Annotated in this window: 15 protein-coding genes and 1 tRNA gene; 11 read left to right on the top strand and 5 right to left on the bottom strand. The window is 42.8% G+C overall.

Annotated features, from left to right (window positions below; translation table 11 throughout):
- Positions 1–462: 462 nt before the first annotated feature.
- From NFI80_RS01350 to NFI80_RS25640, 3 genes are all read left to right on the top strand, one after another.
- Positions 463–783 (top strand): transposase, encoded by a 321-nt coding sequence (locus NFI80_RS01350; protein ID WP_235164430.1) that lies wholly within the window; start codon positions 463–465, stop codon positions 781–783.
- 297 nt (positions 784–1080) lie between these two features.
- Positions 1081–1323 carry a DDE-type integrase/transposase/recombinase gene (locus NFI80_RS25645; RefSeq protein WP_374759658.1) on the top strand — a complete coding sequence of 81 codons (243 nt, stop codon included), beginning with the start codon at positions 1081–1083 and terminating at the stop codon, positions 1321–1323.
- A complete protein-coding gene (locus NFI80_RS25640) occupies positions 1301–1597 on the top strand; it encodes an integrase core domain-containing protein (protein WP_374759657.1) in 297 nt (98 codons plus the stop codon). Before NFI80_RS25645 ends, NFI80_RS25640 begins: the two co-directional genes overlap by 23 nt.
- Positions 1598–1818: 221 nt before the next feature.
- On the opposite strand, the gene NFI80_RS01345 is transcribed toward NFI80_RS25640, so the two are convergent.
- The 5 genes from NFI80_RS01345 to tilS form a co-directional block, all read right to left on the bottom strand.
- Positions 1819–3039: a site-specific integrase gene (locus NFI80_RS01345; RefSeq protein WP_235164429.1), complete on the bottom strand. Its 1221-nt coding sequence runs from the start codon at positions 3037–3039 to the stop codon at positions 1819–1821.
- A gap of 249 nt (positions 3040–3288) precedes the next feature.
- Positions 3289–3373 (bottom strand) — tRNA-Ser (locus NFI80_RS01340).
- A gap of 84 nt (positions 3374–3457) precedes the next feature.
- On the bottom strand, positions 3458–4087 hold the full coding sequence (locus NFI80_RS01335; RefSeq protein WP_374759659.1) for a hypothetical protein: 630 nt from the start codon (positions 4085–4087) through the stop codon (positions 3458–3460).
- The gene (locus NFI80_RS01330; RefSeq protein WP_252172090.1) at positions 4063–4458 is read right to left on the bottom strand and encodes a hypothetical protein; all 396 of its coding nucleotides are present in this window, start codon (positions 4456–4458) and stop codon (positions 4063–4065) included. The genes NFI80_RS01335 and NFI80_RS01330 overlap by 25 nt, the downstream gene beginning before the upstream one ends.
- A 60-nt stretch (positions 4459–4518) precedes the next feature.
- On the bottom strand, positions 4519–5853 hold the full coding sequence (gene tilS, locus NFI80_RS01325) for a tRNA lysidine(34) synthetase TilS (RefSeq protein ID WP_255703550.1): 1335 nt from the start codon (positions 5851–5853) through the stop codon (positions 4519–4521).
- A gap of 230 nt (positions 5854–6083) precedes the next feature.
- Here tilS and NFI80_RS01320 point away from each other — a divergent pair, with 230 nt between their 5' ends.
- The 8 genes from NFI80_RS01320 (at position 6084) to recN (ending at position 13984) form a co-directional block, all read left to right on the top strand.
- Positions 6084–7574, top strand: a complete 1491-nt coding sequence (locus NFI80_RS01320; RefSeq protein WP_235164425.1) for an OstA-like protein — start codon at positions 6084–6086, stop codon at positions 7572–7574.
- A gap of 272 nt (positions 7575–7846) precedes the next feature.
- The gene (locus tag NFI80_RS01315) at positions 7847–8368 is read left to right on the top strand and encodes a T9SS type A sorting domain-containing protein (protein WP_235164424.1); all 522 of its coding nucleotides are present in this window, start codon (positions 7847–7849) and stop codon (positions 8366–8368) included.
- Positions 8369–8443: 75 nt separating this feature from the next.
- Positions 8444–9367, top strand: a complete 924-nt coding sequence (locus NFI80_RS01310; RefSeq protein WP_233796744.1) for an outer membrane protein assembly factor BamD — start codon at positions 8444–8446, stop codon at positions 9365–9367.
- A 43-nt stretch (positions 9368–9410) separates the two neighbouring features.
- On the top strand, positions 9411–9722 hold the full coding sequence (locus NFI80_RS01305; protein WP_026632203.1) for a DNA-directed RNA polymerase subunit omega: 312 nt from the start codon (positions 9411–9413) through the stop codon (positions 9720–9722).
- Positions 9723–9817: 95 nt separating this feature from the next.
- Positions 9818–11074, top strand: a complete 1257-nt coding sequence (gene coaBC, locus NFI80_RS01300; RefSeq protein ID WP_374759656.1) for a bifunctional phosphopantothenoylcysteine decarboxylase/phosphopantothenate--cysteine ligase CoaBC — start codon at positions 9818–9820, stop codon at positions 11072–11074.
- Positions 11071–11988, top strand: coding sequence for a type IX secretion system protein PorD (gene porD, locus NFI80_RS01295; RefSeq protein ID WP_233796746.1), 918 nt, complete (start codon positions 11071–11073; stop codon positions 11986–11988). Before coaBC ends, porD begins: the two co-directional genes overlap by 4 nt.
- A 40-nt stretch (positions 11989–12028) precedes the next feature.
- Positions 12029–12253 carry a hypothetical protein gene (locus NFI80_RS01290; RefSeq protein WP_026632206.1) on the top strand — a complete coding sequence of 75 codons (225 nt, stop codon included), beginning with the start codon at positions 12029–12031 and terminating at the stop codon, positions 12251–12253.
- 69 nt (positions 12254–12322) lie between these two features.
- Positions 12323–13984: a DNA repair protein RecN gene (recN, locus tag NFI80_RS01285; protein WP_235164423.1), complete on the top strand. Its 1662-nt coding sequence runs from the start codon at positions 12323–12325 to the stop codon at positions 13982–13984.
- Positions 13985–13990 lie beyond the last annotated feature (6 nt).

Below are 13990 nucleotides of genomic sequence, written 5' to 3'. Positions count from 1 at the left end.
CTCGTGATTATATTGAAGCGCCTATTGAATTCGGTCTAATCGGCCAAAGTCAAGGAGTAAACCTCCATAGTCCCAATTTTACAAACCAGTATGTAAAGATCTAAGGAACGGACTAGAGGAAACTCAAAAGTGCTCTTGGCGATGTAACGCCAAGATTTTCCGCGGCCAATTCCTTATTGTCTACCTTTTTAAGTCTAGATGTTTTACTTACCTTGTCTATGCAACAAAAAGTAGCTCTTGTTTGCATGGATGTTAATTTAATCATTGTCCAAGTGCCGAAGACCTTCACCTCGCTATTAAATCATTAACGTAACTTGCATTCTCTGAACGCGACAAAGGTGACCGCTTCGAACGATTGATGCAGACGTTCTTGCTCACTGGTCCTCAATATGCTTATCGTTGTAAGCTTCCCTAAAAGCAGAGTGGTGATGAATTGGACAAATTTTCTAATTTTAATCTGCTATGAAACGAAACACATTCACAGAAACTCAGATCGTCAAATTCCTTAAAGACTTGGATTCTGGCAAACAGGGGAATGACGGCGCTCAGGAAAATGGCGTCTCTAAGGCTTCATTTTACAATTGGCGAAAGAAATACAGCGGTATGGGTGCTTCAGAATTATCGGAGTTAAAGGCACTCAAGGAGGAGAACCGCCGCCTGAAGCACATGTATGCAGAGTTGGCGCTCGATCACAGACTAGCAAAAGATATTATCGAAAAAAGCTCTAAGGCCTGCTCAGAAGCCGCTAATGGTATCGGATATTTCTCAGGAAGCTGGATTTAGCATTAAGTGGGCGTGCAGAGTTTTGCATTTAAGTACCGGCGTCTTTTATTACAAAACGGTCAAGAACGACCTGCCTCATATAGACATCCTTAATCAGTTGGCGGAAGAACATCCGACAAGAGGATTTGATTGGTATTACGTTAATTTGAGAAATACAGGCCTACCATGGAATCGGGAACGGGTACTTCGAATCTATCGAAGTATGGATCTTAAATTAAGGCGTAAGCGAAAAAGACGCATTTTAAAAAGGCCTAACAGCCTATAATTGAGTCGAAAGCTTTGAATTAGACCTTGAGCATGGATTTTGTCAGCAATGCTCTTAGTTCTGGCCGACGTGTCCGAACATTGGTTGTCATGGATGACGCTAGCAGAGAGGCACTTGCAGCGCATGCGGACTACTCCCTTTGTGCCGGGAAAGTCATACACGTCTTGCAGCAGTTGGAATACGAACGAGGATTGCCACTGTCAATAAGATCCGACAATGCCACCGAGTTCATTAGTAACAAACTAGCTAAAATTGTGCGAGGAAAAACAAATTGAGCAAAAATTTATTCAGCCCGGTAAGCCGATGCGAAATGGGTACGATGAACGCTTAAACAGAACCTACCGAGAAGACCCGGGCCGCCGGGCGGTCCTGGATGCTTACTTTTTGACTCTCTGGAACAACTACATTTTGTCGGACAAATGGCTTAACAATTACAACAGTAAGCACCCGCACAGGTCACTGAAGCGACTAACGCCAAATCAGAAGCACATACTGTTGAAATGCCATGAAAAAGAAGAATTAACTGTTACAATCAACAATCAAGTCTAAATCACCGCCGCTCTAAAAATGGAAAGCGTACAAAAACGGGAAGCCTACACAAAAACCTAATTTAGGTAAAATAATTGTTGTACTTATGTTGTGCCAATGAAAAAGAGGTTACACAACAATCTGTATAACCTCTTGATAATCAGTATCGCGTACGCGAATCCAACCCGTACGAGCGTTTCGGCTCGCAGGATTCTAAGTCCTCCGTGCCGACAGGTGATGCCTTATCTCAACAATATTTGCTTCAATTTTGCCATATCATCACTAATCTTCCTATCGACAATCTTTGCGTACTGCTGAGTAGTCTTGATATTCCGATGGCCTAGCATCTTTGACACACTTTCAATCGGCACCCCATTCGTCAAAGTCACAGTGGTCGCAAATGTATGCCGAGCCAGGTGAAAAGTAATATTCTTCTTTATCCCACACAAATCCGCAATCTCCTTCAAATAAGCATTCATCTTCTGATTGGAAAGCACCGGCAACACCCTGTTCTCATTTTCACACTGCGGATGATCTTCATATTTCTCCATTATTTCCAACGCCATTGGTAGCAGTGGAATTCTTGAAGGCGTGTCCGTTTTTTGCCGTTTAGTAGTAATCCACTTTCCGCCATCGATACCTTCTACAATTTCGGTTCGCTTCAATTTGTATACATCAGCGTAAGCTAACCCGGTGTAACAGCAGAAAAGAAAAATATCCTTGACGTATGCCAGACGCCCATCGCCTACTTCCTTATCCCAAACCTTTTTCAGTTCGCTTTCAGTCAAAGCCTGCCGGTCAACCTCGCGTTTTGAAAACTTGAAGGCGTAGAAAGGATCACGTAAGAGCCAACCTCTTTTCACGCATAGCAAAACAATCTTTTTGAAGTTAGCCAAATACTTCATTGTAGTGTTATGACTAATCTTCTTTTTGGCTTTGAACCAAAACTCGAATTGTGATATGAATTCATAGTCGAGCTTCTTGATATCAAAATCGTCTTCCTTGTATTTCCATTTGATATACTCGCGAGTATGTTTGAGCGAAGTCTCATATCGTTCTAGCGTCCCGAGAGCAAAGTCGGTGCCGACAAGTGCAGCGACCTGGTCATTGTGCTCCTTAAAGATTTTGAGAATTGTCATTTTGCTCTCTTCCTTCCCAAGCATCAGATTTTTGATCGCGTCAGCTGTCAACTCTTTATCTGCGTCGAGTAGAGCTTTCTTAGCTTGAAAAACTTTCGTGGTCAGCGAATCTAAATAGGCGTTTAGCTCCTTTGTATCTTCCTTGTTCCCGGTTGCTCTCCCGGCCCTCACATTCCATTTGGACGGATGCCACGTTCGTCTTGTGGTAATGTCTCTAGCTTGATGGTTCACTGTGACACGGAGGTAGACTGCTCGCGTGCCATCTTCGTTTTCTGTTCTTGGGGTTTTCAAAAAGAAATTCAACCCGAAACTGTTTTCTAACATAATACAACTGGTTTTAGATGAACAAAAATCGAATTGTTATCATTGAAACGCAAGATGTTTACGGGGTGAACATCTTGCTAACCAGCTAGTTAAGTGCCTTTTTCTGCGTCATTCTGGATCAAAACCTTGTTCCATGATTAACGTCAAAAAACATTGGGAATTTTTGAATTTTTTGGTAGTCCGTAAAAATCAAAAACCCCGTTTAAAGCGCTTAAACGGGGTTTTTGAATGTTTTGACATCATGTCCTGCAGAGAGAGAGGGATTCGAACCCCCGGACCTGTTACAGTCAACGGTTTTCAAGACCGTCGCAATCGACCACTCTGCCATCTCTCTAAATACTTCGCCGTGTGCGAAACGTGGTGCAAAGGTAAAAACAAAATCTTTCTGCGCAATAGCTCATCTTAAAAAAAATAAGGCCTATGCAAAATATAAAATCTCACACGCACCTTCGATAGACAATCCCGAGTTCTCGTCATAATAGTTAGCTTCATAACCAATTATAATTTTGTCTCTTATCCGGACATTGACCTTTGTGTGGAAATGAACTGCTACAAAGTTGTAATGCTCATCATCCAATAAATATTCGACGATAGCTGTACCGCCTAAGCTCATCCACACATCAAATTCATCGGGTGCTTTGCAACCAACATTGAACATTGAAATGGATTGATCATATTTAGCTTGCAAGGGGTCATAATTCAATATACCGTTATAGTCCCTGACAATATTTCTTTCAAAGGTTTCAAAGTAATAACCGCAATGGATTCCGCGGACCCCTTCCAATACCGACAAATTTAAAAATTCCCAGTCAATGTTAGTGCTAAGCCATTGCTCGTCAAGAAAATTTAGGTGGTTTGCATGAACCGCATTGAAATGATTCAGAGATCGAAAATATCTTACATCCAGTCCAAGCTGTTCAGTCTCATTTTGCAGATAAGGATGCAGATTATTGCCTTCTCTATCCCCAAAGTCATGAACATTAGCTGATATAAAACACACTGTGTCTCCTGGATGTTTTTTTGCTAAGTCAAGAACAGAGAGCCAGATAATGGAATCTCTGAAAGCATCCTTCCCTGCTTTGAAGGGCTTAATGTCATTTTGCCAACGGAACAGAAGGCCGGGAGTATGTCAGACTTGCTGGGTATTTCAGTGAAGTAAAAACGGTGAAGCTTTGTACGCAAATATTCTTCATATTCAAGACGAACGCTTGTAAAGTCCGGAATAGAGAGGTGGTTTAGAGAGTCTTCTCTAATAAGTTTCTGTAATTCATTAAATGAATTTTCAAATTGAGAAAAAGCCTTTCTTACCTCTGTATCAAAGAGACGTCCAATTTCCATCATGACGATTTCAGGTAGGACAATCGGCGACCAGGTTTTTGCTGAATAATCAAGCAGGAGATTAAAAGCTACTAATTTCAATCTCCAGTCCTGACGTATGATATTTGTATCTAGTACAATGTGCATAACTGAATTATCATTCTAGCTCACTACTACCTGCAAGATATGCGCTGTACGTTCATGAACCTTGTACCGCTCGTCTAACCTCACTCCTACCACCCAAATAACTTCCCCATTGCCATTCAAAAGTACCAGTACCTGTTCCTTTGCAAATCTATCCATCTTCAAATCGACGAAAAGATCACTTAACTTCTTTCGCCTGCCGTTCATGCCCAGCGGTCGGAACGAATCTCCTACTTCCCATTTTCTAATTTTTAAAGGAAAAACCAATTTATCATAATTGATGGAAACTATGCTTTTGTTACTAGGAAGCTCATCGTTTGAATTGCGGCTCTTCTTGTATAGCGAGATCAATCGTCCGGCAAAATAAACTTCGGATTGACTTTCCTCTATTTTGATCTCGTCATCAGACGCTGCAATGGCCACATTTTTGAGGATTAAATCTTGTCGATCTATTAGCAATGTGTAAGATTCGGAGTTAAACTGCCTTCCCGAAATCCCATTCAATCCCACAATAATTTTCTCTACTTGCGCATATGCAAATCCATAATCCTGCAAAATATGCCATAGCCTATACCCCGGCTCGCTCTCCAAAACAATCTTCGCCTTACTAATCCTCACCTGCTCCCCCTCCTTCACAACAACCCCTTTGGCCCATTCGTCCAGCATTTCTTTCAGCAACCGATCTGCACTTGACAGTTTTGCGGAGGAGTGGATGAACGTGGATTCCAATGACGGATTTAGCTGCTGCAAAACGGGCACAACCTTGTGCCTGATCAGGTTTCTCTTGTAGTCGTCCGAAGCGTTCGAGCGGTCCTCTCTCCATGTTAGCGCGTTCTCTTGCGCGTAGGTCAGAATTTGCTCTTTGGTGGCCAGGAGCAATGGGCGGATGAGATGATTGTTGATGCCTGAAATGCCGTGTAGGCCCGATAATCCTGTTCCGCGAGTGAGATTTAAAAGGGTTGTTTCCAGCGAATCATTTGCGTGGTGGGCGGTGGCACTGTATGTGTAGCCGTTTGTGGTTCTTAGCATTTCAAACCATTGGTATCGCAGGTCGCGCGCAGCCATCTGCGTGGAGATGCCCTTTTCCTTTGCAAAGGACTTTACATCAAAATGTTTGGCAAAAAACGGAAAACCGTATGCTTGGGCAAGCTGCTCAACAAACTCTTCATCTCCATCGGACTCCGCGCCTCTTAACCCGAAGTTACAATGTGCGATGCCGACGGGAAAACCGGCTTTGTGAAACAGATGAAGCATTACAACGGAGTCCACTCCCCCACTCACAGTCAATAAGCATGGCTGTTTTTCGAGATCCAGCTTGTGTTGGTTAATAAAAGTTAAAAAAGCATCCAACATGAACCTAAGAAACGTAATTGATGTAGTTTTGGCGTATATAAGACATGAATAGTCTTTTACCAGACTCGCCAGAAGGCACTGATTTCAAAGGTAAAAGAAAGAATGGCAACATGAATAAAAAAAAATACATCGCGAACTGCAACCCTTTTAAACTTTTGCGCGTCATCAATATCAAAGGTAATATGTTTCGTTTGACGTTCTTTGTTTTGATGTTTTTTTCACATTACCTGTTGGCCCAGAGAGTTTTACCAAAACCTCAGCCAGTTCAGAGTGAGGATCTTGTTGAAATTATAAAGTCCGACGAGCTGGAAATTGTGAATGAAAACGGAGTTGACTCCCGCCGGGTCAAAAATGGCGTTTTTAAGCACAAAGGAGCATTCTTGCACAGCAATCTCGCGATCCAGAATATTAATACGAATGTGATCGAAGCTTTCGGGAATGTTAAGATCGTACAGGGTGATACGGTTACAGTGACAGGCGATACGCTCTACTATTTCGGAAACACGCGACTCGCTATTGTAAGCGGTAAAAAGACGGTTTTGAAAGATAGCAAACGCACCCTAACGACCCGCAAAATCGAATACGATATGGCCAATGGCATTGCCAATTATAAAACGCCTGGCCGGACTGTTGATGAGGAAAATGTGCTGACGAGTAAAGAGGGTTTCTATAATACGCGAACAAAAGAGTTTACTTATTATAAAAGCGTAAAACTGGTCAACAAAAAGTATGTGCTTACGACGGATACACTGCTGTATAACTCGTTGACGAAGTGGTCGGATTTTAATGGTGCTACGAAAATCACAAATAAAGACGGCACGGTAAACGGGACCAGGGGTCGGTATAATACGGAGTCTGCCGAGTCCTCATTTCAGAAGCGGACGATGGTAGACAATGAAACGTATACACTCACCGCTGACTCGCTGGAAGTGGACGGTAAAACCAATAATGGTCGCGGAAAAGGCAATGTGGTGATCGTCGCCAAAAAGGATAAAACGGTCTTGAATGGTGACGAAGGATATTACTGGAAAAAAGAGGGTTATTCCAAAATATTCGGTCATGCATATGTCAGAAATGTAGTTTCCGAAGACACTCTTTACATTCGTGCTGATACACTGTATTCATATGAAAATCAGAGGGATAGCACAAGGAAGCTGATCGGAAATAAAAACGTTTTTATATATAAAAGCGATTTCCAGGGCAAATGCGATTCGATTACCTACAATACAGCCGATTCGATTATCCGATTTTTCCGGAAACCGATTTTATGGAGTGACCAGCATTATCAAATGGAGGCCGATTCGATTACTGCTTTTTTAGTCAACAATGAGATCAACCGGATGCTGCTGAAAGGCAAATCTTTTGTGATTACGGAGGATACCTTAGTCAAGCAGTTTAACCAGGTGAAAGGACGTACTATCAATGCTTTTTTTGAAAGCGGGAACAAATTAAAACAGGTTCTGGTGGATGGAAACGGCGAAAGTGCATATTATGCGGTGGATGATGAGCAAAAAAGCATCGGCTTGAACCGGGTTGAATGTGGAAAAATGAATCTGCTTTTTACCGACAATCGTGTACATAAAATCTCATTTGTGGGGAAACCGGACGGCAGGCTCATTCCACCCTCGAAAATAAAGGCTCCGGAACGACAGTTGGACGGGTTCAATTGGCGAATTTCAGAGAAACCAACCAAGAATAAGACGATTTGGAAAGAGTTGTAAAAAATATATCAGGACAAGCTTCATTTTTTTTAAGCAGGCATGATTTTTTAGATTCTAAAATAAAGATGTCCATTCACACAATATATTTTGAATATACAATTGTTTCTCTATATTTTTGTAATGTACTTTTTTACTAAAATATTATAAAATATTAGTCAAAAGTATTCCAAGATGACGCTATGAAAAGAAATATACTTTACTTAATAATAACACTAACGTTGGCCTTACAGGGTTTAAACGCACAATCCGTCTCGAACGGCAGCCGTTTAAACATGGTCAACAAAAAGAAGCCTGCCGCGAGCGAAAACATTAAATTCTCAGGTTTGGCAACGGGTTCAAGCTACAAATTACTGTCTTTGCAAAATCCAAAAGCGCTGAACAGTTTCTACCGTTCATTCTTGTTTGCATCTCCTAATGCTTCTGAAAGCACAGGCGTCGCTTCTGCCGAAATCGTGGAGAGATCTTCAAACAGAAGACAACCTGAGATGGAAGCGCAGTTGAAAGTGGAAGAGCAGCTATATGCCAACGATAAGATTTCAGTATCAAACATTTATCCGAATCCAGCCAGCGAATATGCAGATCTTGACTATAACATCACTGCCAACATTCGTGACGCGAAATTGATTATCTACAACGTGCTTGGTTCTCAAATGGCCGAGCTGCCCCTAAACAGAAATGACAGAAAGCTGCGTGTCAATACGAAAGATATGCCGACAGGGCTTTATTTCTATCAATTGTCACTAGACGGTCAAAAAGTAGCCACTAAAAAAATGCTTGTACGCCATCAGCAATAGGCTAATTTTTAACACTATATCAGCTACGCATTCGTTATGAATGATGTAGCTTTTTTTATTACCTTTGCACCTAATATGCGAAAAAACAGTCCAGCAAGCTATTTCTTGCTTTTTATTGCGGTCCTTGTAATTACTTCTTGCAGTAAGTTCTCGAAGTTACAAAAGACTGGTACGGATCAGCAAAAGTATGATGCCGCGATGTCTTATTACAAAAAGGGGGATTTTTATCGTTCCGGCCTACTTTTTGAAGAACTCATTCCATTGTTAAAAGGAAGTACAGAATCCGAGTTGGCGCAGTTTTACTATGCGTATACCCAGTACCAGCAAGGACAGTATAATACGAGTCAGTTTTTGTTCAAAAAGTTCTTTGATACCTACGCACGAAGCGATTACGCACAGGAAGCATTGTATATGCATGCTTTTTCCCTGTATAAGGATTCGTCGCCGTACAACCTAGACCAGACCAGTACATTTACCGCGATTTCGGCCATGCAGGATTTCATCAATGCATATCCTGAAAGCCCTTTCCGCGAAGAATGTACGCGTTATATTTTGGAGCTGCGCGCCAAGCTTGAACGCAAAGCATATGAAAGAGCCCGCTTATATCACAAGATCAGCGATTTCAATGCGATGTCGATGAAGTCGGCCGTAATATCTATTGAGAACTTCCGTAAGGATTTTCCAGATTCGAAATACAATGAGGAACTTGCGTTTTTGAAGGTGGAATCACAGTACAATCTTGCAACCAACAGTTTTAGTTCGAAGCAAAAGGAACGTTATCAGGATGTCTTGAAGTTCTATCAGGAGCTGATCGATAAATATCCGACAGGAAAATATAACCGTGATGCGGAAAGAATGTTTGACGAAAGCCAAAAGCAAATCGATGTCATTGCAAAAGCCGAAGTGGAACGTCAGAAACAACTTGAAACGCAGCCCGACCCAGCCAACAAGCCGACCAAAGTAACAACGCCGGCCATTACAGAACCGAAAGGACAGTAGTTCTTTCATTTAGATTTTAATTTTAACTAATATCACCATAAGTATGGCAACCAATCCATCAATCATTACCCGGGATACCGATAAGATCGCAGACGTAACTGGTAACCTATACGAATCAGTTTCTGTAATCTCCAAAAGAGCCCGTCAGATTTCGAGCAAGATGAAAGAAGAGCTTAACAATAAGCTTGCTGAATTTGCTTCTGGCGTAGACAACCTGGAAGAAGTGTTTGAAAACAGGGAGCAAATTGAAATTTCCAAGTTTTACGAGCGTATGCCAAAAGCAGGAAGCATTTCAATAGATGAATTCATCGAAGGAAAAACTTATCACGCTTACCGCGATACGACGGAAGAATAAAAAATTGATTTCATTCAAAAGCCAGCCGCAAAAACTGTTTTGCGGCTGGCTTTTCATTTACAGGCTTTAAATGTTACACTTATCTCTGTAACTTTATGCCTGACAGGAGTCCTTCCGAATTGACCACCCAAAGCGATCGAAGTTTGAATCTTAAAGGTAAAAAGATACTCGTTGCAGTCTCAGGCAGCATTGCCGCATATAAATCTGCCCTTCTTGTCAGGCTTTTGGTAAAAGCCGGATCTGATGTTCAAGTGGTTATGACAGAGTCGGCAAAGGAATTTATTACCCCGCTTACCTTATCCGTTTTATCTAAAAAACCTGTATTAAGCGTATTTACGGACCGCCAGGACGGAACATGGAACAACCATGTGGAGCTCGGACTCTGGGCGGATGCGATCATCGTTGCCCCTGCGACGGCACGGACGCTTGCAAAATGCGCAGCCGGTAACTGCGATGATCTGTTGACGGCCGTTTATTTGTCAGCACGCTGTCCTGTTTTCTTTGCCCCCGCCATGGACGTGGATATGTATCAGCATCCGTCCACGAAGCATAACATTGATACATTACTTCGCTTTGGAAATCACTTCATCGAGCCCGAACACGGTGAGTTGGCCAGTGGTTTGATTGGGGACGGTCGTCTTGCCGAGCCAGAGGCAATCATAAAAGTTTTAGGCAGCTTTTTTGCAAGAAAACCCATCGCTTCCGGAAAGCGCGTGCTAATTACTGCCGGCCCGACCGTAGAGGCGATTGATCCGGTTCGCTACATCAGCAACCGCTCGTCGGGGAAAATGGGTTATGCAATTGCAGCCGCTTTTGCATCCGCAGGAGCACAAGTTACGCTTGTGAGCGGACCTACCAGCCTGCCGGTGCCCGAACCGACGGTCAAGCGCGTCAATGTACAGAGCGCAAATGAAATGTATAACGCCACTGCCCAACATTTTGAAGAAAGCGACGTGGTTATATTTTCTGCTGCCGTTGCTGACTACACAACAAAGGTTATAGCCGAGCATAAGATCAAAAAGCAAGGCCAGGAAATGACCCTGGATCTGGTCAAAACGCAGGATATTGCAGGGACATTGGGAAAAACCAAAAAGGAAAACCAGTTGCTGATCGGCTTTGCATTGGAGACAGAGAATGAAATGGAGTATGCAATGGACAAGTTACTGCGCAAAAACTTTGACTTCATCATTCTGAATTCACTGAATGATCCGGGTGCTGGCTTTGCACACGATACCAACAAAATAACCGTTATTGACAAAGGGAAAAATGTGAAACATTTCGATCTTAAAAATAAAGATGAAGTAGCGCAGGACATTCTGAACATTGTCTTAAATAAATGGAGTGAAGCATGAAAAATATTTGGGTTTGGTTGCTCTTACTGGTCGCCTGCACGCATTCTGCACAATCGCTGGCGCAGGAGTTCCAGTTCTCGGTGAATCTTAATTACGAGCAGCTGGTAGCACAGCAAAAGACTGATCCACAGTCTATGGCGCAGCTTCAAACTTATATGAATGATTTTTTGAATAATACACGCTGGACCAATGATGAGTTTGGAAAAGAGGAAAAAATCAAATGCAAGCTCAATGTAAACTTGACCCGCTCACTCAATCAGGGCGCCTATGAAGGGAATGCGCAATTGGTTGTATCAAGGCCTGTTTACAATTCAAATTATGAGACAGTGCTTTTTACTTATGTTGATAAAAATTTCACCTTCAATTACTTACCCAACACGCCCCTTTATTTTAACGAAAATAACTACACCGAAGAGCTTCCCTACATTCTGGCCTTTTACGCGAATGTAGCTTTGATATTTGATTACGATTCGTTCAGCAAACTTGGCGGGGCGCCTTATGTTCAGAAGGCTTTTAACCTCGTAAATCAGGCTCGCAACTCCTCCCCTAATAAACGCGGCTGGGATTCGAATGGTGACTCGCGGAATCGTTACTGGCTTGTAGAAAACCTGATGAGCCAGCAATTCACGCCGTTCCGGGAAGGCATGTATAAATACTACCGGCTTGGGCTCGACGTTGCCACTCAGAATCCGGCGGAGACCCGCGCAAAAGTGCTGGAAGTGCTCAATACGGCCAAGGAAGTCAACCAGTTAAGGCCTGCCAGTGTGGTAATCAACTCTTTTTTCGATTCAAAATCCGATGAGCTTTACCGGATCCTGATAGAGGCGCAGCCCGAGGAACGTGCGAAAGCTTATACGCTTCTGGTAGGGCTGGATCCTAGCAAAACGCAATTATATCAACGTCTCTCCTTATAAACCATCGCACTTCCCCTTCAAATCGTTTCTGTGATTTCTTATGAGTAAAAGATTGATACGCATCTCTTCCAAAGACATTTTTGCTTCACTCGAAAAGTTGCTTAAAATAGAAATCAACGCAGTATTGAATAATGGGAACACGCATTTTGGCAAACTTGAATCCTTTACAAACGAAAGTTTGCTGATCCGAGACCCGCGTAATCACACGCACCTCATTCCATTGCCATCGCTTTATGAGATCGTTTATGATGCCAACTCGAAATGAGCCGGCAAAACCAACACGCGAATGGTTATATTTCCTAATTGTTGATCTGATAACTATATTCGTATAGATATGCTTTCGAATTTACTTATAAAAAATTACGCGCTCATTAAGCAGCTGGAAATGTCGCCAGATCCCGGACTCAACATCATTACGGGTGAGACGGGGGCTGGAAAGTCGATTATGCTGGGCGCAATAGGCTTACTTCTGGGCAATCGGGCCGATGTAAAATCACTTTACGATTCCAGCGAAAAATGTGTGATAGAAGGCAGTTTTAATCTTTCCGGCTATGACCTCGCCCCTAATTTTGAAGATGAAAATGTCGATTATTCCGATGAATGCATCATCCGCCGTGAAATTTCTGTGGCTGGCAAATCGCGGGCATTCGTAAATGATACGCCCGTCAATCTGGAATCTTTAAAGCGGATCGGCAGCCAGCTGCTTGACATTCACTCGCAGCACGATTCGGTAATGCTGGGCAACAATGAATTTCAGCTGCGCGTAGTGGATTCATTTGCCGATAACGCACAACTGCTTAAAGCATACCAGCAGGATTTTTCGGCATACAAGGATGCAACACGGGCCTTTGAAACGCTGCAACAAGAAGCGGGTAAGCTCCGGAAAGAGTTCGATTATGACCAATTTCTCTTTCAGGAATTAAACAACGCCAAGTTGGTTTCTGACGAGCAGGAGAAGCTGGAAGTTGAATTAAACATTCTGGAAAATGCAGTAGAGATCCGCGAAAAACTGCAACTCGCTTACACATTACTAGATAACCCAGATAATTCCATCCTTGAACTGCTGAAAAATGCGGCTAATGCCATAGGTCAGGCCGCCAGGCTTGTTCCTGTGTATGACGCCATCCGTGAGCGCGTGCAAAGCACATTGATAGAACTGCGCGATATAGCTGACGAGATCGACCAGGCAAACAGCTCAGTTGACATTGATCAGGGACGTGCCGAACTGGTTCAGGAGCGCTTGGACCTGATATATACATTGCTCAAAAAACATCAGGTGACCACGGTTGAGCAGTTGCTTCAAATTGAAGAAGAATTGCAGCGTAAGCTCAGCATTGTTCTGAACCTGGATGATGAGCTGGTCAAAGCGGAAAAAGCTGCGGTTCAGGCGAAAGAGGCGATGCTCAAAAGTGCCAAAATCCTTTCAGAAAAGCGGCGAAAAGTTACCCAAGCAATCGAAACGCTGATTTTGGAAAGACTTTCGGAACTGGGAATCCCAAACGCAAGTTTATCTATACAGGTAACAGAAACATTGCCGACAGCTAATGGCCTGGATTCGGTGGCGTTTCTTTTCAGCGGCAACAAAGGTGTTGTCCCGCAAGAATTGAAGCAAGTTGCTTCGGGCGGCGAGTTTTCCAGATTAATGATGGTCATCAAATATATTCTTGCAGATAAACGAATGCTTCCTACGATCATTTTTGATGAGATCGATACGGGCGTTTCGGGTGAAATTGCAAGAAAAATGGGCAAGATGATGCAGAATATGGCGCTTAACCATCAGATTATTGCCATTACACACTTACATCAGATTGCCAGCAGCGGCAATGCACATTACTTTGTTTACAAGGATCATTCTTCGGAAAAAACCGTCAGTAAAATAAAGAAACTTACCGTAGACGAGCGTGTGCAGGAAATAGCGCAAATGATCGGGGGACATAATCCTTCGGATTCTGTGCTGGTCAATGCACGCGAAATGATTCTGAAAGAACAAAATTAGGCCCAA

Source organism: Dyadobacter chenhuakuii (genome assembly GCF_023821985.2).
GTDB lineage: Bacteria > Bacteroidota > Bacteroidia > Cytophagales > Spirosomataceae > Dyadobacter > Dyadobacter chenhuakuii.
Note: the sequence above shows the minus strand (reverse complement) of the source record. Positions and strands in the feature narration are given on the sequence as shown.